22 protein-coding genes are annotated in these 21,401 nt (G+C 65.9%); 17 read left to right on the top strand and 5 right to left on the bottom strand.

Annotated features, from left to right (window positions below):
- Positions 1 to 40 precede the first annotated feature (40 nt).
- From cheY to OKW40_RS15890, 9 genes are all read left to right on the top strand, one after another.
- A complete protein-coding gene (gene cheY / locus OKW40_RS15930; RefSeq protein WP_018418782.1) occupies positions 41 to 436 on the top strand; it encodes a chemotaxis response regulator CheY in 396 nt (131 codons plus the stop codon).
- A 1-nt stretch (position 437) separates the two neighbouring features.
- Positions 438 to 1,148 (top strand): protein phosphatase CheZ, encoded by a 711-nt coding sequence (gene cheZ, locus OKW40_RS15925; RefSeq protein ID WP_429490454.1) that lies wholly within the window; start codon positions 438 to 440, stop codon positions 1,146 to 1,148.
- 337 nt (positions 1,149 to 1,485) lie between these two features.
- Complete coding sequence (locus OKW40_RS15920; protein ID WP_429490452.1) at positions 1,486 to 2,031, top strand: DUF2844 domain-containing protein; 546 nt, start codon at positions 1,486 to 1,488, stop codon at positions 2,029 to 2,031.
- A gap of 14 nt (positions 2,032 to 2,045) precedes the next feature.
- Positions 2,046 to 3,368, top strand: coding sequence for a DUF3443 domain-containing protein (locus OKW40_RS15915; protein ID WP_429490450.1), 1,323 nt, complete (start codon positions 2,046 to 2,048; stop codon positions 3,366 to 3,368).
- A gap of 175 nt (positions 3,369 to 3,543) precedes the next feature.
- Complete coding sequence (gene flhB / locus OKW40_RS15910) at positions 3,544 to 4,779, top strand: flagellar biosynthesis protein FlhB (RefSeq protein WP_429490448.1); 1,236 nt, start codon at positions 3,544 to 3,546, stop codon at positions 4,777 to 4,779.
- A complete protein-coding gene (gene flhA / locus OKW40_RS15905; protein ID WP_187615278.1) occupies positions 4,776 to 6,878 on the top strand; it encodes a flagellar biosynthesis protein FlhA in 2,103 nt (700 codons plus the stop codon). The genes flhB and flhA overlap by 4 nt, the downstream gene beginning before the upstream one ends.
- Before the next feature lie 247 nt (positions 6,879 to 7,125).
- Entirely contained in the window at positions 7,126 to 9,075 is a 1,950-nt protein-coding gene (gene flhF / locus OKW40_RS15900; RefSeq protein WP_429490446.1) for a flagellar biosynthesis protein FlhF, read from the top strand.
- Positions 9,068 to 9,937, top strand: a complete 870-nt coding sequence (locus OKW40_RS15895; RefSeq protein WP_187613876.1) for a MinD/ParA family ATP-binding protein — start codon at positions 9,068 to 9,070, stop codon at positions 9,935 to 9,937. Before flhF ends, OKW40_RS15895 begins: the two co-directional genes overlap by 8 nt.
- A 30-nt stretch (positions 9,938 to 9,967) precedes the next feature.
- Positions 9,968 to 10,702 (top strand): RNA polymerase sigma factor FliA, encoded by a 735-nt coding sequence (locus OKW40_RS15890; protein WP_429490444.1) that lies wholly within the window; start codon positions 9,968 to 9,970, stop codon positions 10,700 to 10,702.
- 93 nt (positions 10,703 to 10,795) lie between these two features.
- On the opposite strand, the gene OKW40_RS15885 is transcribed toward OKW40_RS15890, so the two are convergent.
- The 5 genes from OKW40_RS15885 to flgA all read right to left on the bottom strand — a co-directional run bounded on the left by OKW40_RS15885 (position 10,796) and on the right by flgA (position 14,229).
- A complete protein-coding gene (locus tag OKW40_RS15885) occupies positions 10,796 to 11,206 on the bottom strand; it encodes a type II toxin-antitoxin system HicB family antitoxin (protein WP_429490442.1) in 411 nt (136 codons plus the stop codon).
- Entirely contained in the window at positions 11,203 to 11,385 is a 183-nt protein-coding gene (locus OKW40_RS15880) for a type II toxin-antitoxin system HicA family toxin (RefSeq protein ID WP_013090886.1), read from the bottom strand. Before OKW40_RS15880 ends, OKW40_RS15885 begins: the two co-directional genes overlap by 4 nt.
- Positions 11,386 to 11,675: 290 nt before the next feature.
- On the bottom strand, positions 11,676 to 12,122 hold the full coding sequence (locus OKW40_RS15875; protein WP_429356308.1) for a flagella synthesis protein FlgN: 447 nt from the start codon (positions 12,120 to 12,122) through the stop codon (positions 11,676 to 11,678).
- A 94-nt stretch (positions 12,123 to 12,216) separates the two neighbouring features.
- Positions 12,217 to 12,576 (bottom strand): flagellar biosynthesis anti-sigma factor FlgM, encoded by a 360-nt coding sequence (gene flgM / locus OKW40_RS15870; RefSeq protein ID WP_090802502.1) that lies wholly within the window; start codon positions 12,574 to 12,576, stop codon positions 12,217 to 12,219.
- Between the two features lie 177 nt (positions 12,577 to 12,753).
- Complete coding sequence (flgA, locus tag OKW40_RS15865; RefSeq protein WP_429490440.1) at positions 12,754 to 14,229, bottom strand: flagellar basal body P-ring formation chaperone FlgA; 1,476 nt, start codon at positions 14,227 to 14,229, stop codon at positions 12,754 to 12,756.
- 218 nt (positions 14,230 to 14,447) lie between these two features.
- Here flgA and flgB point away from each other — a divergent pair, with 218 nt between their 5' ends.
- From flgB to OKW40_RS15825, 8 genes are all read left to right on the top strand, one after another.
- Positions 14,448 to 14,948: a flagellar basal body rod protein FlgB gene (gene flgB / locus OKW40_RS15860; RefSeq protein ID WP_090802505.1), complete on the top strand. Its 501-nt coding sequence runs from the start codon at positions 14,448 to 14,450 to the stop codon at positions 14,946 to 14,948.
- 128 nt (positions 14,949 to 15,076) lie between these two features.
- Positions 15,077 to 15,502, top strand: a complete 426-nt coding sequence (flgC, locus tag OKW40_RS15855) for a flagellar basal body rod protein FlgC (RefSeq protein WP_026225509.1) — start codon at positions 15,077 to 15,079, stop codon at positions 15,500 to 15,502.
- Positions 15,503 to 15,512: 10 nt separating this feature from the next.
- On the top strand, positions 15,513 to 16,247 hold the full coding sequence (locus OKW40_RS15850) for a flagellar hook assembly protein FlgD (RefSeq protein WP_429490438.1): 735 nt from the start codon (positions 15,513 to 15,515) through the stop codon (positions 16,245 to 16,247).
- 43 nt (positions 16,248 to 16,290) lie between these two features.
- Complete coding sequence (locus tag OKW40_RS15845) at positions 16,291 to 17,820, top strand: flagellar hook-basal body complex protein (RefSeq protein WP_429490436.1); 1,530 nt, start codon at positions 16,291 to 16,293, stop codon at positions 17,818 to 17,820.
- A gap of 17 nt (positions 17,821 to 17,837) precedes the next feature.
- Positions 17,838 to 18,596 carry a flagellar basal-body rod protein FlgF gene (gene flgF, locus OKW40_RS15840; RefSeq protein ID WP_184065937.1) on the top strand — a complete coding sequence of 253 codons (759 nt, stop codon included), beginning with the start codon at positions 17,838 to 17,840 and terminating at the stop codon, positions 18,594 to 18,596.
- Positions 18,597 to 18,700: 104 nt separating this feature from the next.
- Positions 18,701 to 19,489: a flagellar basal-body rod protein FlgG gene (gene flgG / locus OKW40_RS15835; RefSeq protein WP_187612742.1), complete on the top strand. Its 789-nt coding sequence runs from the start codon at positions 18,701 to 18,703 to the stop codon at positions 19,487 to 19,489.
- A gap of 29 nt (positions 19,490 to 19,518) precedes the next feature.
- Entirely contained in the window at positions 19,519 to 20,217 is a 699-nt protein-coding gene (gene flgH, locus OKW40_RS15830) for a flagellar basal body L-ring protein FlgH (protein WP_184066049.1), read from the top strand.
- Between the two features lie 2 nt (positions 20,218 to 20,219).
- Complete coding sequence (locus OKW40_RS15825; protein ID WP_311548380.1) at positions 20,220 to 21,389, top strand: flagellar basal body P-ring protein FlgI; 1,170 nt, start codon at positions 20,220 to 20,222, stop codon at positions 21,387 to 21,389.
- Positions 21,390 to 21,401: the final 12 nt, after the last annotated feature.

Below are 21,401 nucleotides of genomic sequence, written 5' to 3'. Positions count from 1 at the left end.
CGGCCGAGCGCCGCAACATGGATCAAGCAAAGGGAAAGAAATGGACAAGGGAATGAAGATTCTGGTGGTTGACGATTTTCCGACGATGCGCCGGATCGTCCGCAACCTGCTGAAGGAACTGGGCTACTCGAACGTCGACGAGGCGGAAGACGGCGCGGCCGGTCTCGCGCGTCTGCGCAGCGGCAGCTACGAGTTCGTGATCTCCGACTGGAACATGCCGAACCTCGACGGTCTCGCGATGCTGAAGGAAATCCGCGCCGACGCGAGCCTCGCGCATCTGCCGGTGTTGATGGTGACGGCCGAGTCGAAGAAGGAAAACATCATCGCGGCGGCGCAGGCCGGCGCGAGCGGTTACGTCGTCAAGCCGTTCACGGCCGCGACGCTCGACGAGAAGCTCAACAAGATCCTCGAGAAAATGGCGAAAGCCGGGAGCTGACGTGACGCCGCCGACCCAAACGCCTGGCGCCGAAGCTGGGAACGACAGCGGCGACTTCGCGTCGGACCGCATCCTCGCGCGCATCGGACAACTGACGCGCACGCTGCGCGATTCGATGCGCGAACTCGGACTCGACAAGCACGTCGAGCGCGCGGCCGAAGCCGTGCCCGACGCGCGCGATCGCCTGAAGTACATCGCCAATATGACCGAGCAGGCCGCCGAGCGCGTGCTGTCGGCGATCGACGTCGCGAAGCCGATCCAGGAGCAGTTGCAGCAGGACGCCGGCGCGCTCGACGCGCGCTGGGAGCAGTGGTACGCCGCGCCGATCGAGCGCGAGGAAGTGCGCGCGCTGATGAACGACACGCGCAGCTTTCTGCGCGGCGTGCCCGAGGCGACCGGCGCGACCAACTCGCAGCTGATGGAGATCATGCTCGCGCAGGACTTCCAGGACCTGACCGGCCAGGTGATCAAGAAGATCACCGACGTCGTCTATCTGATCGAGCAGCAATTGCTCGGCGTGCTGGTCGAGAACATCGCACTCGAGCGGCGCGAGCAGTTCGCGGCGAACGCCGCGGCTCTCAAGGCGGAGGTGTCGTCGACGGGCAGCCCGGAGCATCTGCTCAACGGTCCGCAGATCAATCCGGAAGGCAAGACGGATGTGGTGCAGGATCAATCGCAGGTCGACGACCTGCTCGCGAGCCTCGGTTTCTGAGCAAGTGACTCGGCCCGGCAAGCGCGCCGGGCTGGTGGTTTCTCCGCGATTTGCGCCAAACACGCATTCAATGAGTACCGGCTACCCATCTTCCGTACGTTTTGCTGCTAGTAATAGTCGGTAAGTCGCGCGCGTGGGCGCGCCTTGCGCCGGCTGAAAGAATCCGCAGGCATACTACGAGGTCAAAGCGGTACGGCACCCGGCCCGCGCAACGCCGGGCAGTCGCCCGGTGAGGCCATCCCTCAGCGTTGCGGCCGCGGCGGTGCCGTATCATCTGCCTATAAGCGGCCGCTTCGCGCAGTCGGCGAAGCGTGCCGCGGCTCGGGAGGAGCTTCTCATGTGGAGTCGTATTGGTCGCGCCGGAGTCACGGCGCTCGTATTGCCATGTTCGTTACTGGCCCTGACGGCCGCGCAATCCGCCCATGCGGCGTTGGGCAGCGCGCCGCTCACCGCCCCGTCCGACGCGTCGGTGTCCTCCCGCGTGGTGCAGCCCGCCAGCGGCACATCGCAAAGTGTCATGCGTTCTGAATCGAGCGCGGCGTCTTCCACATCTTCCACACCCGCTTCCTACACGGTACGCGAGACCACGTTCGGCAACGGCACCGTGGTGCGCGAATACCTGAGCACGAGTGGCGCGGTATTCGGCATTTCGTGGCATGGTCCGCAAATGCCCGATCTCAGTGACCTGCTCGGCAGTTATTTCCCGCAGTACGTGGCCGGAGTGAAGGCCGTGCGGGCCGCGCGCGGCAATGCGCGGGGGCCGGTCGCCGTCGACGAGAGCGGGCTGGTGGTGCGTTCGGGCGGCCACATGGGCGCGTTCAGCGGCGTCGCGTGGCTGCCCTCCGCGCTGCCGGCCGGCGTCAGCGGTTCCGACATCCAGTAACGGCGAGGACCACGATGCGAACCATGCTCACGACCGCGAACATCAAAGGCTGGATGCAGGCCGCGCTTGCCGTGCTGCTCACGGCGACGCTCGTCGCCTGCGGCGGAGGCGGAGGCGGCGGTAGCGACAACAACTCCAGTTCCGACAATGGCGGCAGCACCTCGAACGGACTGAACGGCGGTTCGCTGCCGGCCAGCCCGACCCAGCAGCCGATCTCCGCGAATGCGTCGAACACGGTGCCGATCACGGTCGGCCGGGGCGTGGCCGGTGTCATCAACATCCCGACCGTCAGCGTGAGGATCTGCGCGCCAGGCTCGACCAGCAACTGTCAGACCATCGACAATATCCAGGTCGACACCGGCTCGTTTGGCCTGCGCGTGGTCAGTTCAGTGCTCAATTCGACGCTGCTCGGCGCGCTGCCAGTCAGCACGATTGGCAGCAACGGCGCGCAGCTCGCCGAGTGCGCGACGTTCGCGGACGGTTACACGTGGGGCTCGGTGCGTACCGCGATCGTGACGCTCGGCGGTGAAACGACGACCGGCAGCATCCCGCTGCAGATCATCGGCGACAAGGCCGCGAGCACGGTACCAAGCGGCTGCGGCAGCGGCCCGGCCGAAAACACGGCCGCCGATCTGGGCGCGAACGGCATCCTCGGCATCGGCACCGCGCCGACCGATTGCGGCGCAACCTGCGCGAACACGACGACCGCGGCGACCTACAGCAACTACTTCGCCTGTCCGAACGGCACGTCGTGCACGCGCACCGCGGTGCCGATTCCGCAACAGATCGCCAATCCGGTCGCGAACTTCCCGCTCGACAACAACGGCGTGATCGTACAGATGGCACCGGTGTCGAACACCGGGCAGGCGTCGGCGACCGGCACGCTGGTGTTCGGCATCGGCACGCAGGGGAACAACCCGCTTGCCGCTGCGCAGGTGTTCACGACCGACCCATACGGCGACCTCAACAACAGCACCTTCAACGGCACGACCGTCCAGGCGTTCCTCGATTCCGGCTCGAACGCCTATTTCTTCGGCGATAGCACGCTCACGCTGTGCGGCAGCCAGTTCGCGGGCTTCTATTGCCCGTCGTCGGCGCAGACCCGCACGGTCACGCTGGTCGGGAAGAACAACGTGTCGGCGGCCGCGAGCATCGGCATCCTGAACGCGCAGACACTGTTCGCCAACGGCAGCAACTACGCGTTCAACACGCTCGCCGGCCAGATCGGCGGCAACGCCAGCTTCGACCTCGGTCTGCCGTTCTTCTTCGGCCGCTACGTGTACTACCACCTCGATCAGACCGCGAACGGCGGTCCCTCCCCCTTCGTCGGCTACTGAAGCCGCACGTCGATTCAATGCCGGACGGCGCGCGTGACAGACGCGCGAGCCGTCCGCTCATCCTTCGAAATACCCCCGTTTCTCCGCCCTTATCCGCCGATCGGCGCTTGCGTCGAGCAGGAATAATCGCTGTCACTGGAAAGAGGCGCCGTGCCTCGGCCGACTGGAGAGCTTTGTGGCAGAGGACAGCGACCTCGAAAAAACCGAATCCGCCACCCCTCGGCGCCTGCAGAAGGCGCGCGAGGAGGGGCAGATCGTGCGTTCGCGGGAGCTGTCGACCTTCGCGCTGCTCGCGGCCGGGTTCTACGGCGTATGGGGCATGTCGGGCAGCATCGGCGAGCATTTGCAGAACATGCTGCGTGCGTCGCTCACCTTCAACCACGCGAGCGCGTTCGACACCAGCCGCATGCTGATCGGCGCGGGCTCAGCGGGTCGCGAAGGACTCTACGCGCTCGTGCCGATACTCGGCGTCACCGGACTTGCCGCGCTGCTCGCACCGATGGCGCTGGGCGGCTGGCAACTGTCCGCGAAAGGGCTCGAGCCCAAGTTCAACCGGCTGAACCCGATCGAGGGCCTCGGCCGCATATTTTCGATCAACGGACCGATCCAGCTCGGCATGTCGCTCGCGAAGACGCTGGTGGTGGGGTTGATCGGCGGCACGGCGATCTGGAATCGCCACGAGCAATTCCTCGCGCTCGCGACGCAGCCGCTCAATCTCGCGCTCTCCAACTCCGTGCATCTGATCGCGGTGTGCTGCGGCATGACGGTGGCCGGCATGTTCGCGGTGGCCGCGCTCGACGTGCCGTACCAGCTGTGGTCGTTCCACAAGAAGCTGCGCATGACGAAGGAAGAAGTGAAGCGTGAGCATCGCGAGAGCGAAGGCGATCCGCACATCAAGGGCAAGATTCGCCAGCAGCAGCGCGCGATCGCGCGGCGCCGCATGATGGCGCAAGTGCCGAAGGCCGACGTGGTCGTGACCAACCCGACCCACTTCGCGGTCGCGCTGCAATATACGGACGGCGAGATGCGCGCGCCGAAGGTGGTCGCGAAGGGCGTGAACCTCGTGGCGGCGCGGATTCGCGAGATCGCCACCGAAAACAACGTGCCGCTGCTCGAAGCGCCGCCGCTCGCGCGTGCGCTCTATCACAACGTCGATCTGAATCGTGAGATTCCGGGGCCGCTCTATGGCGCGGTCGCGGAAGTGCTCGCGTGGGTCTATCAGTTGCGCCGCTTCAAGGCCGAAGGCGGCGACGTGCCGGTCGCGCCGACCGAACTCGACGTGCCGCCCGAACTCGACAAGGGCGGCGTAGCGGACGAGGACGCCGCCGAGGAAGCCGCCAACACGCTGAACCCGGCCGACGACAATGCCAACGACGCCACTAGCGACGACCACAACGGAGCCTCCGCATGAACGCTCGCGCCGGTTTCCTCGCCCGACGCTCGGATGCGCTGAGCAGCACCAACCTGCGCGCCCTCGCCGGGCCGGTGCTGATCTGCATGATCCTCGGCATGATGATTCTGCCGTTGCCGCCGTTCCTGCTGGATCTGCTGTTCACGTTCAACATCGCGCTGTCGGTGATGGTGCTGCTCGTCAGCATGTACACGATGAAGCCGCTCGACTTCGCCGCGTTCCCGAGCGTGCTGCTGTTCTCGACGCTGCTGCGGCTGTCGCTGAACGTCGCCTCGACGCGGGTCGTGCTGCTCGAAGGCCATACCGGTCCCGATGCGGCCGGTCAGGTGATCGAGTCGTTCGGCCACTTCCTCGTGGGCGGCAACTTCGCGGTTGGTATCGTCGTGTTCGTGATCCTGATGGTGATCAACTTCATGGTGATCACGAAGGGCGCGGGGCGGATCGCCGAAGTGTCCGCGCGCTTCACGCTCGACGCGATGCCCGGCAAGCAGATGGCGATCGACGCCGATCTGAACGCCGGCCTCATCAACGAAGAGCAGGCTCGCACGCGGCGCAAGGAGATCTCGCAGGAAGCCGAGTTCTACGGCTCGATGGACGGCGCGAGCAAGTTCGTGCGAGGCGATGCGGTCGCCGGCCTCCTGATCATGGTGATCAACATCATCGGCGGGCTGATCGTCGGGATGGTCCAGCACGACATGAGTTTTGCCGCGGCGGGCAAGAACTACACGCTGCTGACGATCGGCGACGGCCTCGTGGCGCAGATTCCGTCGCTGGTGATTTCGACGGCGGCCGGCGTGATCGTTTCGCGCGTCGCGACCAACGAGGACATCGGCACGCAGCTGACCGGCCAGCTGTTCACGAACCCGCGCGTGCTGATGATCACCGGCTGCATTCTCGTGCTGATGGGCCTGATCCCGGGCATGCCGCACTTCGCGTTCCTGATTCTCGGCGGCGGCCTGATCCAGCTCGGCCGCACGATGAAGAAGCGTACCGAGGAGCGCAAGAACGCACCGGCGCTCGTCGACGTCGCGCCGGCCGCGCTGGCGCCGGTCGAAAACGCCGAGGCGAGCTGGGACGACGTGACGATGATCGACACGCTCGGCCTCGAAGTCGGCTACCGGCTGATTCCGCTCGTCGACAAGAACTCGGACGGCGAACTGCTCAAGCGGATCAAGAGCATCCGCAAGAAGTTCGCGCAGGAAATCGGCTTTTTGCCGCCGGTCATTCATATCCGCGACAACCTCGAATTGCGGCCGAACGGCTATCGGATCGCGTTGAAGGGCGTCGAGGTCGGCTCGGGCGAGGCGTATCCGGGCCAATGGCTCGCGATCAACCCGGGCCAGGTATCGGCCGCGCTGCCGGGCACGCCGACCCAGGACCCGGCGTTCGGCCTGCCCGCCATCTGGATCGACACGAATCTGCGCGAACAGGCGCAGGTATACGGCTACACGGTCGTCGATTCGAGCACGGTGGTCGCGACGCACCTGAATCACCTCGTCGTCACGCACGCGTCGGAGCTGCTCGGCCGCCGCGAGGTGCAGTCGCTTGTCGAGCGGATGCAGAAGGACACGGCGTCGCTCGTCGACGATCTGGTGCCGAAGATGCTGCCGCTCACCACGCTGCAAAAGGTGCTGCAGAACCTGCTCGAAGAAGGCGTGCCGATTCGCGACATGCGCACGATCCTCGAAGCGCTCGCCGAACACGCGACCAAGCTCACCGACCCGCACGACCTCACCGCCGCGGTGCGGCTCGCGCTGGGCCGCGCGATCACGCAGCAGTGGTTCCCCGGGACCGCCGACATGCAGGTGATGGGCCTCGACGCGAACCTCGAACGGGTGCTATCGCAGGCGCTATCGACCGGCCCGAACCCGGGCCTCGAACCGGGTCTCGCGAACACGCTGCTCACCGAAACGCAGAAAGCGATGACGCGTCAGCAGAACCTTGGCCTCGCTCCGGTGCTGCTGGTGCAGCACGCACTGCGGCCGATGCTCGCGCGCTTCCTGCGCCGCAGCCTGCCGCAGCTGAAGGTGCTCTCGTATGCGGAAGTGCCCGATACGCGCAACGTCAAGGTGGTCAATCTGATCGGCGCGCACGGCTGACGAAGGTCGCTCGCTCGCGGCTGTCGATACAACGCAACCGGCGCTCCAATGGGGCGCCGGTTTGCGTTTGCACGGCTCTCCCAGGCTCGTCGAACGATGCTTCTGCCGTGTGTCCATCGCGCGAATTACCCACCTTTAACGGTCTTTATCCATCGATCGTCGCCCGACGCCTTTCGCAATAATTGATCGCAATGGGAAGCGGTGTATTGCCGGTCCGTCAGTCCGTATACCTCATCGGGGGTCCAGCTTGAACATTCGTAAATTTGTCGGTGCTACCAGTCGCGATGCGTTGCGTCTCGTTCGCGAAGCACTTGGCCCCGATGCGGTCGTGCTGTCGAATCGCACGATGGACGACGGCAGCGTCGAAATCGTCGCGCTCGCCGATAGCGATCTCGCCGCGATCACGCCGAAAGCGCGCGAAGGCGCGCAGGCCGCGGCGCTCGGCACGGGCTCAGGTGCGGCATCGACGCTGGCCCCGCGCGGCTTGTTCGCGGCGCCGACGAATCCATACGCGAGCGCAATGCCGGACGTGTTTTCGTCGGTGTTCGGCGCGAGCCCGGAAGCGGGTGGTGAAGCGACGCCGGCGATCGAGCCGGCGAATGCGGCTGCGGATTTCATGGCCGGCTCGGTGAACAGGACGGCGCTCAATTCGGCGCTCAGCAAGGCGCTCAGCATGTCCGCGAATCAAGCAGCGCCCGCCGCAAGCCAGTCGGCGTCCAGCGCGGCCACATCGTTCAACGCACCGGCCACGCCCGCCGCTGCCGCCGCGCCTTCCGGCGCGAGCGCCCGCGCCGCGGCCGCGCGCCTGTCGAAAGACATCCGCGCGGATTTGCTGAAAGCTGCCGGCGTGCCGGTACCGCCGGCAATCCCATCGAGCGAAGCCGCCGCGCCGCGCACGATGGCCGAGTCGAATCCGTGGCTCATCGATCACGCGCGCCGCCTCGCGGCCGAGCAGCAGCAACAGAGCGGCCAATACAGCGCGCGTCCCGCCGCGATGACGCCCGCCGTCGCGACCGCCAAAGGCCTCGGCAGCGCGGTCGACGCGCGGCCGGCCGCCGTGCCGCCGGTGATCGACACGCCCGACTGGGCGCGCGAAGCCGCCGAAGCCGCTGCGCGCCGCGCCGCTCAGAAGATCGCGCCCGTGCCGTCCGCTACTGACGAAAGCCGCACGCCGTCCGCCGTCGCCGAAGCGATCAAGGGGCGCATGGAGCAGGTCGTCAAGGACACCGTGATGAACGAGCTGTCGTCGATGCGCGACATGATGGAAGAGCACTTCGCGGGTCTGCTGTGGGGCGATCGACAGCGCCGCAGTCCCGCACGCGCCGCGCTCACCAAGCACCTGTTCGCCGCCGGCTTTTCCGCGCAGCTCGTGCAGATGCTGGTCGACAACCTGCCCGAAGATGTCGACACGATGGATGGCGGCATGGACTGGGTGCGCTCGGTGCTCGAGTCGAACCTGCCGGTGATGGAGGACGAAGACGCGCTGATGGAGCGCGGCGGCGTGTTCGCGCTGATGGGGCCGACCGGCGTCGGCAAGACGACGACCACCGCGAAGCTCGCAGCGCGCTGCGTGATGCGCTTCGGCGCGAGCAAGGTGGCGCTGCTGACGACCGACAGCTACCGCATCGGCGGTCATGAACAGCTGCGCATCTTCGGCAAGATTCTCGGCGTTTCGGTGCATGCGGTGAAGGACAGCGCCGATCTGCAGCTCGCGCTCTCGGAGTTGCGCAACAAACACATCGTGCTGATCGATACGATCGGTATGAGCCAGCGCGACCGGCTCGTGTCCGACCAGATCGCGATGCTAAGCCGCGCCGGCCAGCCGGTGCAGCGTCTGTTGCTGCTCAACGCAACGAGCCACGGCGACACGTTGAACGAAGTCGTGCAGGCGTATCAGCGCGCGCCGGACCAGCAGCCGCTCGCCGGCTGCATTCTGACCAAGCTCGACGAAGCGACCAACCTCGGCGGCGTGCTCGATACGGTGATCCGCTACAAGCTGCCGGTGCATTACGTATCGACCGGACAGAAGGTGCCGGAGAACCTTTACGTCGCGACCAAGAAATTCCTGATCAAGAGCACCTTCTGCATTCCGCGCGACAGCTCGCCGTTCGTGCCGCACGACGACGACATCCCCGCTTTGCTGTCCTCGCTGTCCGCACGTTCGACGGCCGAGCTGCACGAGGTTCGCTTTGGATAAGTTCGTTTCGGATCAAGCCGAAGGGTTGCGGCGGCTGCTCGGGCGCGGCGGCGCGCGCGTGATCGCGTTGGCGGGTGCGTCGTCGGGCGTCGGTAATACGACCGTGGCGGTCAACCTCGCCGCGGCGCTCGCACAGCAGGGCAAGGACGTGCTGGTGATCGACGAATGCGTCGGTGAGAAGTCGGTGAGCGCGATGCTTGGCGGCTTGCGCGGCGCGGGCAACTTCGCGGCGGTGATGCGCGGCGAGAGCCCGGTCGATTTCGCCGCCGCGCGTCACGCGCTCGGTTTTTCGGTGCTGTCCGCCTCGCGCAACAACCGCGAGGGGCATACGGAGGCCGAACTCGGTGTGCTGCTCGGCGGCTCGGCCGATATCGTGCTGATCGACGCGCAACTCGACGACGAAGGGCATCTGTCGCCGCTCGCCAAGCAGGCGCATGACGTGATGATCGTCGCGCGCATGTCGGGCGAGGCGATCACCGAGGCCTATGCGTGCATCAAGCGTTTGCATTACGCGCACGCGATCGCGCAGTTGCGCGTGCTCGCGAATCACGTGCAAAGCGCCGACGACGCGCAAGCCGCGTTCGCGAATCTCGCCGGCGTGGCCGGCCGTTACCTGACCGTCGCGTTGGAAAACGCCGGCTGCATTGCGGCCGACGTGCGCATCGCCCGGGCACTCGAGCTGTCGCGCTGCGTGGTCGACGCGTTTCCGTCGACACCGGCCGCGCGCGACTTCCGCCATCTCGCCGCCGAATTGCAGTACTGGCCGATGCGGCCAGCGATGTCGTCGCAAACGCCCTGGCGGGCGCCTGCGACAGTTACAGCGGCGCACCACGCCGACCAACCGTCCGCGCATCACGCTTGAAAGGCGTGCACGAAGGACAAGGGGAGCACGATGTACAACGCTCAGGGAAAGATTTCTCAGGCCGAAGTTTTGACGAAGTACGCACCGCTCGTGCGTCGACTCGGCTTGCAGCTTGTCGCGAAAATGCCGGCGAGCGTCGATCTCGACGACCTGATCCAGGCCGGCATGATCGGTTTGCTGGATGCCGCCGGCCGCTACAAGGAAGACCAGGGCGCGCAGTTCGAGACCTATGCCAGCCAGCGGATTCGCGGCGCGATGCTCGACGAGTTGCGCAGCAACGACTGGCTGCCGCGCAGCCTGCGCCGCACGTCGCGCGAAGTGGAATCCGCGGTGCACAAGGTGGAGCAGAACCTCGGCCGCTCGGCGAGCGAGGCGGAGGTCGCCGAGCACATGCAAATGCCGCTCGACGAATATCAGTCGATGCTGCAGGACCTGCATGGCAGCCAGCTGATCTACTACGAAGACTTCGACCGCTCCGCCGACGACGAACCTTTTCTGGACCGCTACTGCGTCGATCATTCCGATCCGCTCTCGGCGCTGCTCGACGACAGCCTGCGCTCGGCGCTCATCGAAGCGATCGACCGCTTGCCGGAGCGCGAGAAGCTGCTGATGTCGCTGTACTACGAGCGCGGCATGAATCTGCGCGAGATCGGCGCGGTGATGGAAGTCAGCGAATCGCGCGTGTGCCAGTTGCATAGCCAGGCCGTGGCACGCCTGCGCGCCCGACTGCGCGAAATGGCCTGGGCGAACGCCGAAGCGAACTGACGCCACCGCGGCGCCGCACGCCGTTTTTCAAACGCCGCCTGCAGATGCGGCGGTGCGCCGATGCCGATGCGCGCCTGTGCCGCCTGCCGTTGCTCAGGCGTTCGCCATCTCATGCTCGGCGGCGAGCGCGAGAAACGCCGAGCGCGACATACCGCGCGCCTGCGCATACGCGTCGATCTCCTGCACCAGCACCTCGGGCAGCGAGATGTTGATGCGAACGGCCTTCTTCAACGCCGGAATATTGCGCGTCGTCACGAATCCCCATGTGAACCCCGCGAACTCGGGATTGCGCCAATGCTCGCCTAGCGTGAGAGGCTCGGGCAGCGGCAGCCCTTCGTCGAGCAAGGTTTCGAGATGCGATTCGATTGCCTCTTTCGCGTTCACATACGCTTGTTCGAGCGTGTCGCCCGCGGAGTAGCAGCCTGGAATATCGGGCACCACGACGCCGAACGCGTGCGTGTTGTCTCCGGGTTCGATGGCGATCGGAAAGATCAGATGCTTCATTTGAGCCCCGCCTGTTTCAGAATGCTGTTCAGGGTGCCGGCCGGCAAATCTTTTTTCGGATGCGGGACGGTCACGAGCCCCCGTTTTCCCGCGTGCCTGAAATGATGGTGACTGCCCGCTATGCGGACGAGCTGCCAGCCATTCGCTTGAATCAATTTGACGACCTCGGCACTGTTCATACATCATACCCTCCATTATACACACGCCTACACAAACTAACGAGCAAACAAGCTTCCGCCCGTCGAATTGCGGCCGCGTCGAAGCCGCGGCGTTGGCGAAAGCTCGAACGGAGTCACCATTTCAACGTGACGAGGTGGACTAGCGCCAGCTAGCCGAACGGCTAACGCAGCGCGGAACGGACAGGGAAGTGGGTGGAAAAGCGGCGGCGGAAAACGAAAAAGCCCGTCAATGACGGGCTTTTTCATTCATTTCGTGTATTGCTCGATTGCAGGCCGGACAGGCGGGCCGATCAAAGTCCCGAATAAACCGGAACTCGTCCATCCGGCCCGTACAGATTCGTCTTGCGCGGCACGTTGACTTGCAGCGCCTTTAGCGCGCGCTCGTTGTAGTCCATCCGCACGCGGATCAGCTCGCCGTTGTTGGTGTTGACGCGCCGCGCGCGATCCGCGGCTTTCTGCAGCAGCTTCCATTGCGTCGCGACGCGCGCGTCGGTGCTGGCCGCGAGCTCCATGCCGGACCAGCCGGTCGGAAAGCCGAGTTCGGCCAGATGCGAGTCGCGCGCGGCTTCGAGCCTCGCGAGCACGCCGATCAGCTCGGTTTTTTTCTCGACGATCGCCGGCAACTGCTCCAGCGGCGAGACCGCCGTCAGCGCTTTGGTTTCGAGAGTGAGGATCGAGGCGAATGCCTCGACGGTCGAATATTCTTCGATCAGGGTAGCAACGAGGGCTTCTTTCATATCAACAACTCGCTACGCACACTGGCTCGCGAACGGCGCGCGAACCGGGTTGGTCGGACGCCGCCCGGCAGATGACCGCGCGGCGAAATGCCGATCAGTTGCCGGTCGACGAGGTTTTGTTCTGCAACAGGTCGCGCGCCGTCTGCAGCACGCCGTCGGCGATCTTGCCGGAGTCGATCTGCAGCTTGCCGTCCTTGATCGCCTGTTTGATCGACTCGACGTGCGCGGTGTCGATGTCGGCCGAGCCGGAGGCCGCGAGGCTGCGCAGATGCTGCGACAGACCCGACAGGCTCACGCTCGTTTCGCCCGACGCGCTGCTCGCGGCCGGCGCGGCCGTGCTCGTCGCGCCCTGGGTGGTGCTGGCTGCCGGCGTGGCTTCGTCGCTCTGCTGCGAACGGGACAAAGCGTCTTTCAACGACGGCAGATTTGAAGAGGTGGTGGGATCGACTTTCACGATTGGCTTCCCTAACGATTTGATCCTGATAACGGCAACCGCTGATCAAAACTTTAGCGCAATCGCTCGACACCCGGCTCGCCGCCAGGTGGCCATCTACCCCTTTCAATCCCCGTCCGTCTGCCCTGGCCACCGGGGCGCCGACCGTTTCGACGGTGCTCGTTGCCGCCAGCCCGCTCACATCTGGATCTCCACCGTGCCGCCGTCCCTGACGATGCCGGAGATGATCTGGCCGTTGGCGGTCTTCACGCGCACCTGCTGGCCCGGCGACGCGTTGTTCATCGCGCTGCCCTCGGACGAGATCGAGAAACCGTCGCCGGCCGCGATGACCCGCACGGTCTGGCCGAACACCACCGCCGACGCGCTCTTGAGCATGTCGCGGCGCAGCGGCATGCCGCCCGCGATCCGCACGAGCGAGACCGAGCCGACCGCCTGCGACGGGTCGGTGACGATCGCCTGCGGCAGGCCGGTCAGGTCGCCTTCGCGCGCGACGAGGTCGGCGGCCGTGAGCACTTCGCCCGGCGCCATCGCGCGGGCGGCGAGGTAGTAGGTCGCATGCAGCGAGATGCGCGCCTGCAGATAGATGGTCCACGGCCGCTCGCCCGCGCAGCGCACGCCGACCGTCAGCCGGCCCCACAGGCGCGCGCCGGTCGGCATGAACGGTTCGAGCGACGTGCACGCGGCGAGGCCGCGCGGAAACGCGGACGCGACAGTGATGTCGGCCTTGCCGGGCAGGCCGACGGCCTGCTGTTGCAGGAACGCGAGCGCGCTTGCGTGAATCGCTTCCGGGTCCTGCTGGCCAGGCAGCGGCGCGGCTTGCGCAGCCGTCGCGGCGGTAGCGGTCTGCGGCGTTCTCTGTGCAATGACGGCCGCCGCTTGGCGCGAGCCAGGCGACGTCGCGGGTGTTCTCGCGATCCCGGGATGCGCCGGCTGCGCCGCAGCGGCCGCGATCGGCTTGCCATTCGCGCCGAACTCGGGCGGCTCGCCGCGCGCGGCGAGACTGTCGAAACCGTCGCCTTGCGGCGCACTGGCCGCGACCACGCGCTGATTCGCGACGCTGGCGGCCGGGCCCGCTTCGACATTGACGCGCGCGACGCCCGACGCCCCAGTGCTGGCCGCCGGCGGAATCGTCACGACGCCGTTGGCGTCCGGTTTGAAGTTGGTGCGGATGATGGCCGGCGCGGCGGCAGCGGGCTCGCCCGCGCCCGGAATGACGATCGCGCCGCTTGCGCTCGCGGCACGCCCGAACGTATCGGTGTCGCGCGACCCGCTCGCGCGGCCGAGCGACTGTGCGGTCGCCGCCGCGAGCGGCGCCGCCGACGCGCTGCGCTGCGCCGGCGTCTGAATCCGTTGCGCGAGATCGTTCAGCGCGGCGGGATTTTTCTCGGCGGGCCCGGCAATCACGATCGGGCCGCCCGCATCCTGCGCCTGGGTCGTGGCCGGCAGCAACACGATGCCGCCCGCAACCCATACCGCGACGTTGACGGCCGCCCGCGTCAGGCAATGCGCAAGGCAACGCGAGAAAGAGCGCGGCACCGGCTGGGCGAGCGCGCCCTCCGAACCATCGCCCCGTTCATCGACCCGGCCACCCCCCACGCGACGCATCGTCGTGCCGCTCGCCGGCTGCGGCAAGGTGTTGGTGGGCTGGTCCATCGCGGGTCTCCATCGAATGCATCGGTACGCCTTGCATTCTAGTGAGCGCCGCTTTCGCGCAAACGTTGAATAGAAGCCCCCTTTCCCGGTTATTCGTCCGATTGCCGCTTGCGCGCGGCCCATAAGATGCATCACATGCAAAAAGGCCTTCGCGCCCGCCGCGTGTCTCTCACGATGCGCACACGGGACGGCCTTGGAAACGTTCTCGGGAGATTCCGATGCTGGACAAGCTCGATGCCGAATTCGCATTCGGCCGGCAGGCGATGGATGTGCGCGCATACCGGCAGGAACTGCTGTCGTCGAATATCGCGAACGCCGACACGCCCGGCTACAAGGCGCGCGATATCGACTTCGCGTCGTCGCTCGCCGGCGCGCTGAAGAAGACGGGCGGCAGCACCGCCGGCCAAGGCGCATCGAACAGCTCGACGCTCGCGATGACGCAACCCGCGGGCGTGACGAGCGGCATGTCGATGAACACGACCGAGGCCGGCCACATGAGCGGTAAGGCAACGCTGACGGCGACGGGCGGCAGCCCCGACGATTACGGCAACCTGCAATACCGGATTCCGCTGCAGCCGGCGCTCGACGGCAACACGGTCGACGTCGACACCGAGCGCGTGCAGTTCGCCGACAACACGGTGCACTTCGAGTCGGGTATGACGGTCGTGTCGAACCAGATCAAGACGATGCTGTCGGCGATCACGTCGGGCTCGTCGTAAGCCGGGCACGAGCACGACACCCAGGCAGGGCGCATAGCTGCTGAACACAGGCAGCATGCGCGCACGAACAGAAACGCTACGGGACTTAACGTAAAGCCGGTGCGAACCGGCAGGAGAGGTCAGGAAACATGCCATCCCTGATGAACATTTTTGGTGTCGCGGGTTCCGCGATGTCGGCGCAGTCGGAGCGGCTCAACGTGACGGCGTCGAACCTGGCCAACGCGGACAGCACGACGGGCCCCGACGGTCAGCCGTACAAGGCCAAGCAGGTCGTGTTCGCGGTGAGCCCGCTCGGCGGCGCGCGCACACGCTCCGGCCAGCAGGTCGGCGGCGTGCAGGTGACGGGCGTGGTCGACGATCCGTCGCCGATGAAGACCGCGTACGAGCCCGGCAATCCGGCCGCCGACGCGAACGGCTACGTGACGCTGCCCAACGTCGACCCGGTGCAGGAGATGGTCAACATGATCTCGGCCTCGCGCTCGTACCAGGCCAACGTCGAAACACTGAACACCGCCAAAACCCTGATGCTGAAAACGCTCACGATCGGAACCTGAGGAGAGAGCCTTGACCACCAACACCACGATCGGCGGCAGCGGCACGACCGTTTCGCAGACGCTGCTCGACACGATGAACGGCACGAGCAGCAGCTCGAGCGCGACCAGCTCGACGAGCAGCACGTCGAGCAGCACGTCGGGCACGTCGGCGGCGGACCTGCAGAACACCTTTCTGCAGCTGCTCGTCGCGCAAATGCAGAACCAGGACCCGACCAATCCGATGGACAGCTCGCAGATGACCTCGCAGCTCGCCGAGATCAGCACGGTGCAGGGCATCAGCCAGCTCAATACGTCGCTCTCCTCGCTGTCGACGCAGCTGTCGGCGGGCCAGCAATCGCAGGCCGCGTTGCTGATCGGTTCGACCGTGCTCGCACCGGGCAACTCGATCACCGTGGCGAGCGGCCAGACGAACGAGTTCGGCGTCACGCTCGCGAACTCCGTCAGCGACCTGCAGATCGTCGTGAAGAACTCGGCCGGCACGATCGTCAACACGCTCGATCTCGGCAAGCAGTCGGCCGGCACGATTCCGGTTGGCTGGACGCCGACCGATTCGGCGGGCAACACGCTCGCCGACGGCACCTACACGATCACCGCGACAGGCACGATCAACGGCCAGCAGGCGACGGCTACCACGCTCACCGGCGCGACGGTGGAAAGCGTCGTCCAGCAGAGCAGCGGCACGCCGGGCCTCGTGCTGTCGAACGGCTCGACGGTCGACCTGACCGGCGTCGCAGCGATCCTCTGATTCAGATCAATTCAGTTACGACTTTCCAGACACGGAGCACGTCATGGGTTACCAACAAGGTTTGAGCGGTCTGTCGGCGTCGTCGAGCGATCTCGACGTGATCGGCAACAACATCGCCAACGCCAACACGGTCGGCTTCAAGAGCGGCACCGCCGAATTCGCCGATATGTACGCGAACTCGATCGCCACCGCGACGAGCCAGCAGATCGGGATCGGCACGCAACTGTCCGAAGTGCAGCAGCAGTTCTCGCAAGGCACGCTCACCACGACGAACCAGGCACTGAACGTCGCGATCAACGGCAACGGCTTCTTCCAGATGTCGAACAACGGCACGCTGACCTATTCGCGCAACGGCGTGTTTCAGCTCGACAAGAACGGCTTCATCACGAACGCGCAGGGCCTCGATCTGATGGGCTACGCGGCCAATAGCTCGGGCATCATCAACACCGCGCAGACCGTGCCGCTGCAGGTGCCGACCGCGAACATCGCGCCGCAGGCGACCACCTCGATCACCGCGGGCCTGAACCTGAACGCGCAGGACAACATCATGCTGAGCGCGCCGACGGTGACTAACACCGGCGGCACGGCGCTGACAACGACCGGCGCGACGATCACCGACGCGACCGCGAACACTAACAACGACACCTACTCGATCACCTTCGACGGCGCCGGTGGTTACACGGTTACCGACACGACGGCTAACACCGCGCCGGTTTCCGGCACCTACACGGCCGGCACGGCGATCACGCTCGGCAATGGCCAGAGCGTGACGTTCACCGGCACACCGTCGGCTACCACCGCCTACACCGTTGCGCCAACGCCGACTGCGTTCAACCAGAACGACTCGACGACCTACAACTACTCGACCAGCACGACGGCCTACGATTCGCTCGGCGGCTCGCAGACGGTCAACATGTATTTCGCCAAGACCGGTGCCGGCACGTGGAACGTCTATGCGGGCACCTCGACCGGCACGGCGTCGCTGGTCGGCCAGGCGACCTTCAATTCGTCGGGCAAGCTGGTCAGCACGACCCAGCCTGCCGTTCCGGCCACCACGCCCGCGACGTACGTTGCCACCGCTACGCTCGGCGGCTTCACTTTCTCGATCCCGACCGCCGATGGTTCGTCGACGCCGCAGAACCTCACGCTGAACATCGGCACGACGACGCAGTACGGCGGCAAGGACGGCGTGAACAGCCTGCAGACCGACGGCTTCGCGGCCGGCCAGCTCACCGGCTTCACGGTCGGCTCCGACGGCACGCTGACCGGCAACTACTCGAACGGCCAGACCGCGGCGCTCGGCCAGATCGTGCTCGCGAACTTCTCGAACCAGAACGGCCTCGTCGACCTCGGCAACAACGAGTACGGCCAGACGGCTGCCTCGGGCGTCGCGCAGATCTCGACGCCGGGATCGACCAATCACGGCGTGCTGCAAGGCGGCGCGGTCGAGAACTCGAACGTCGATCTGACGAACGAGCTGGTCAACCTGATCACCGCGCAACGCAACTATCAGGCGAACGCGCAGACGATCAAGACTCAGCAGGCCGTCGACCAGACCCTGATCAACCTGTAAGCGAACAGGAGTTCTTCATGGATCGGCTGATCTACACCGCGATGTCGGGGAGCGCGCAGGCGCTCGAACAGCAGGCGATCGTCGCGAACAACCTCGCGAACGCGTCGACCACGGGCTTTCGCGCGCAGCTCGAAACCTACCGCGCCGTGCCGATGTCGTTCGGCGACGGCAGCGCGATCAACGACGACACGACCCGTACCTTCGTGCTGTCGTCGACACCGGGCGCCGACTACACGCCGGGGCCGATCCAGCAGACGGGCAATCCGCTCGACGTCGCGATTCAGGGGCCGGGCTGGCTGTCGGTGCAGACCGCCGACGGCAACGAGGCCTACACGCGCGCGGGCAATCTGCACATCGACGAAAACGGCCAGCTCGTGAACGCGACCAATCAGGTCGTGCTCGGCAACGGCGGGCCGGTATCGGTGCCGCCGGGCGCGCAGATCACGATCGGCAAGGACGGCACGGTGTCGGCATTGACGCCGGGCGATCCGCCCACCGCTGTGGTCACCGTCGATCAGCTGAAGCTGGTCAATCCCGATCCGCAGTCGCTCACGCGCGGCGATGACGGTCTGTTTCGCACCGCCGACGGCAATCCCGCCGACGCCGATCCGACCGTGACGGTCGCGCCGGCGTCGCTCGAAGGCAGCAACGTGAATCCGGTCAGCGCGATGGTCTCGATGATCACCAACGCGCGCCAGTTCCAGATGCAGACGCAGTTGCTGGAAAACGCCGACAAGAACGATCAGTCCGCCAACCAGCTGCTCAGCTTCAGCTAACGGATTGCCGCGGGGCGCCCTACGAGGCGCGCTCCGAGACCGCTTTGCATGGGCCCGGAGTAAGCGCTAAAGCGCCAACTCCGCCCGACATTGGAGAACCATAAGTGAACCGCTCACTGTATATCGCCGCCACCGGCATGAATGCGCAACAGGCGCAGATGGACGTGATCTCGAACAACCTCGCGAACGTCAGCACCAACGGCTTCAAGGGCTCGCGCGCGGTGTTCGAGGATCTGCTGTACCAGACCATCCGCCAGCCGGGCGCGAACTCGACGCAGCAAACCGAACTGCCGTCCGGCATCCAGCTCGGCACCGGCGTGCAACAGGTCGCGACCGAGCGTCTGTACACGCAGGGCAACCTGCAGCAGACCGGCAACTCGAAGGACGTCGCGATCAACGGCGGAGGCTTCTTTCAGGTGCAGATGCCCGACGGCACGACCGCCTACACGCGCGACGGCTCGTTCCAGACCAACGCGCAGGGTCAGCTCGTCACGTCGAGCGGCTACCAGGTGATTCCGGCGATCACGATCCCGACCAATGCCACCTCGCTGACGATCGGCAGCGACGGCGCGGTGTCGATCACCGTGGCCAACTCGAGCAATACGCAGCAGCTCGGCACGATGCAGCTCGCGACCTTCATCAACCCGGCCGGCCTCGACGCCAAGGGCGAGAACCTGTTCTCGGAGACGGCGTCGTCGGGTGCGCCGAACGTGTCGCAGCCGGGTCTGAACGGCGCGGGCACGCTCAACCAGGGTTACGTGGAAGCGTCGAACGTGAACGTCGTGCAGGAACTGGTGAACATGATCCAGACGCAGCGCGCGTACGAAATCAACAGCAAGGCCGTGACGACCTCCGACCAAATGCTGCAGACCTTGAGCCAGATGCAGGTTTGAGGACTGGAAATTTAAGGCGGTAAACGATGATGTCGCATTCCACTCGCACTCCGGTTCATTCGCGCACGGCCGAAGCGCTCGTGCAGCTCACGCTGCTCGCCGCGCTCGGCGGCTGCGCCCAACTGCCGAGGGAACCGATCACCCAGCAGCCGATGAACGCGGTGCCGCCGCTGCCGCCGCAGGCGCAGGCGCCGGGCTCGATCTACAACCCGGGCTACGCGGGTCGGCCGCTGTTCGAAGACCAGCGGCCACGCAACGTAGGCGACATCATCACGATCGTGATCGCCGAGAACATCAACGCGACGAAGAACTCGGGCGCGAATGCGAGCCGCAACGGCAGCACGAACTTCAGCGTGCCGACCGCGGGCTTTCTCGGCGGCCTGTTCGCCAAGACCAACCTGAACGCGACCGGCGCCAACGGCTTTGCCGGCACCGGCGGCGCGAACGCGTCGAATACGTTCAACGGCACGATCACCGTGACCGTGACCGGCGTGCAGGCGAACGGCAACCTGATCGTGAGCGGTGAGAAACAGATGCTGATCAATCAGGGCAATGAATTCGTGCGCTTTTCCGGTGTCGTGAATCCCAACACGATTTCGAGTCTGAACGCCGTGTACTCAACCCAGGTCGCCGACGCGAAAATCGAATACTCCGCGAAGGGTTACATCAACGAAGCGGAGACCATGGGCTGGCTGCAGCGGTTCTTCCTCAACGTGGCGCCGTGGTGATCATGGGTACCGTCTTCAACACGCTGTCGCGCGCGGGCCGCGCACTGATGTTCGTCGCGCTCGCCTGCGCGGCGCTGCCGGCCGTGACGCCGGCGCACGCGGAGCGCCTGAAGGACCTCGTGCAGATCCAGGGCGTGCGCGACAACCCGCTGATCGGCTACGGCCTCGTGGTCGGCCTCGACGGCACCGGCGACCAGACCACGCAGACACCGTTCACGACGCAGACGCTCGCGAACATGCTCGCGAACCTCGGCATCTCGATCAACAACCAGGCGGCGGGCTCCAGCAACTCGCAGTCGTCGCTGTCGAACATCCAGTTGAAGAACGTCGCCGCGGTGATGGTGACCGCGGTGCTGCCGCCGTTCGCGCGGCCGGGCGAAGCGATCGACATCACGGTGTCGTCGCTCGGCAATGCGAAAAGCCTGCGCGGCGGCACGCTGCTGCTCACGCCGCTGAAGGGCGCCGACGGCCAGGTGTATGCGCTCGGCCAGGGCAACGTCGCCGTGGGCGGCGCGGGCGCGAGCGCGAACGGCAGCAGGGTGCAGGTCAACCAGCTCGCCGCGGGACGCATCACCAGCGGCGCGATCGTCGAGCGCTCGGTGCCGACGGCGGTGTCGCAGGCGGGCACCATGCAGCTCGACCTGAACGACATGGACTACGACACCACGCAGCGCGTCGTCGCGGCGATCGACAACGCGTTCGGCAGCGGCACTGCGACCGCGCTCGACGGCCGCACGATCCAGCTGCGCGCGCCGGCCGATCCGCAGCAGCAGGTCTCGTTCATGGCGCAATTGCAGAACCTCGAAGTGCGGCCCGGGCAGGCCGCCGCGAAGGTCATCCTGAACGCCCGCACCGGCTCGATCGTGATGAACCAGATGGTCACGCTGCAGAACTGCGCGGTCGCGCACGGCAATCTGTCGGTCGTGATCAATACGCAGCCGGTGGTGAGTCAGCCGGGCGCGTTCTCGAACGGCCGCACGGTGGTCGCGCAGCAGTCGCAGATCCAGATGAAGCAGGACAACGGCTCGCTGAAACTCGTGAACGCCGGTGCGAACCTCGCCGAAGTGGTGAAGGCGCTCAACGCGCTCGGCGCGACGCCCGCGGATCTGATGTCGATTCTGCAGGCCATGAAAGCAGCCGGCGCATTGCGCGCCGACCTTGAAATCATCTAAGGAGCACGCGAG

Source organism: Paraburkholderia sp. RAU6.4a (assembly GCF_050435625.1).
GTDB classification, from domain to species: domain Bacteria; phylum Pseudomonadota; class Gammaproteobacteria; order Burkholderiales; family Burkholderiaceae; genus Paraburkholderia; species Paraburkholderia tuberum.
The sequence above is the reverse complement of the archived record's forward strand: the minus strand, read 5'-3'. Positions and strand labels throughout refer to the sequence as shown.

What these genes read in the sequence shown, in the direction of transcription:
- cheY (WP_018418782.1), top strand. Translation starts at nt 41, where the DNA reads ATGGACAAGGGAATGAAGATTCTGGTGGTTGACGATTTTCCGACGATG.
- OKW40_RS15920 (WP_429490452.1), top strand. Translation starts at nt 1,486, where the DNA reads ATGTGGAGTCGTATTGGTCGCGCCGGAGTCACGGCGCTCGTATTGCCA.
- OKW40_RS15915 (WP_429490450.1), top strand. Translation starts at nt 2,046, where the DNA reads ATGCGAACCATGCTCACGACCGCGAACATCAAAGGCTGGATGCAGGCC.
- flhA (WP_187615278.1), top strand. Translation starts at nt 4,776, where the DNA reads ATGAACGCTCGCGCCGGTTTCCTCGCCCGACGCTCGGATGCGCTGAGC.
- OKW40_RS15890 (WP_429490444.1), top strand. Translation starts at nt 9,968, where the DNA reads ATGTACAACGCTCAGGGAAAGATTTCTCAGGCCGAAGTTTTGACGAAG.
- OKW40_RS15885 (WP_429490442.1), bottom strand. Translation starts at nt 11,206, where the DNA reads ATGAAGCATCTGATCTTTCCGATCGCCATCGAACCCGGAGACAACACG.
- OKW40_RS15880 (WP_013090886.1), bottom strand. Translation starts at nt 11,385, where the DNA reads ATGAACAGTGCCGAGGTCGTCAAATTGATTCAAGCGAATGGCTGGCAG.
- OKW40_RS15875 (WP_429356308.1), bottom strand. Translation starts at nt 12,122, where the DNA reads ATGAAAGAAGCCCTCGTTGCTACCCTGATCGAAGAATATTCGACCGTC.
- flgA (WP_429490440.1), bottom strand. Translation starts at nt 14,229, where the DNA reads ATGGACCAGCCCACCAACACCTTGCCGCAGCCGGCGAGCGGCACGACG.
- flgB (WP_090802505.1), top strand. Translation starts at nt 14,448, where the DNA reads ATGCTGGACAAGCTCGATGCCGAATTCGCATTCGGCCGGCAGGCGATG.
- flgC (WP_026225509.1), top strand. Translation starts at nt 15,077, where the DNA reads ATGCCATCCCTGATGAACATTTTTGGTGTCGCGGGTTCCGCGATGTCG.
- OKW40_RS15845 (WP_429490436.1), top strand. Translation starts at nt 16,291, where the DNA reads ATGGGTTACCAACAAGGTTTGAGCGGTCTGTCGGCGTCGTCGAGCGAT.
- flgF (WP_184065937.1), top strand. Translation starts at nt 17,838, where the DNA reads ATGGATCGGCTGATCTACACCGCGATGTCGGGGAGCGCGCAGGCGCTC.
- flgH (WP_184066049.1), top strand. Translation starts at nt 19,519, where the DNA reads ATGTCGCATTCCACTCGCACTCCGGTTCATTCGCGCACGGCCGAAGCG.
- OKW40_RS15825 (WP_311548380.1), top strand. Translation starts at nt 20,220, where the DNA reads ATGGGTACCGTCTTCAACACGCTGTCGCGCGCGGGCCGCGCACTGATG.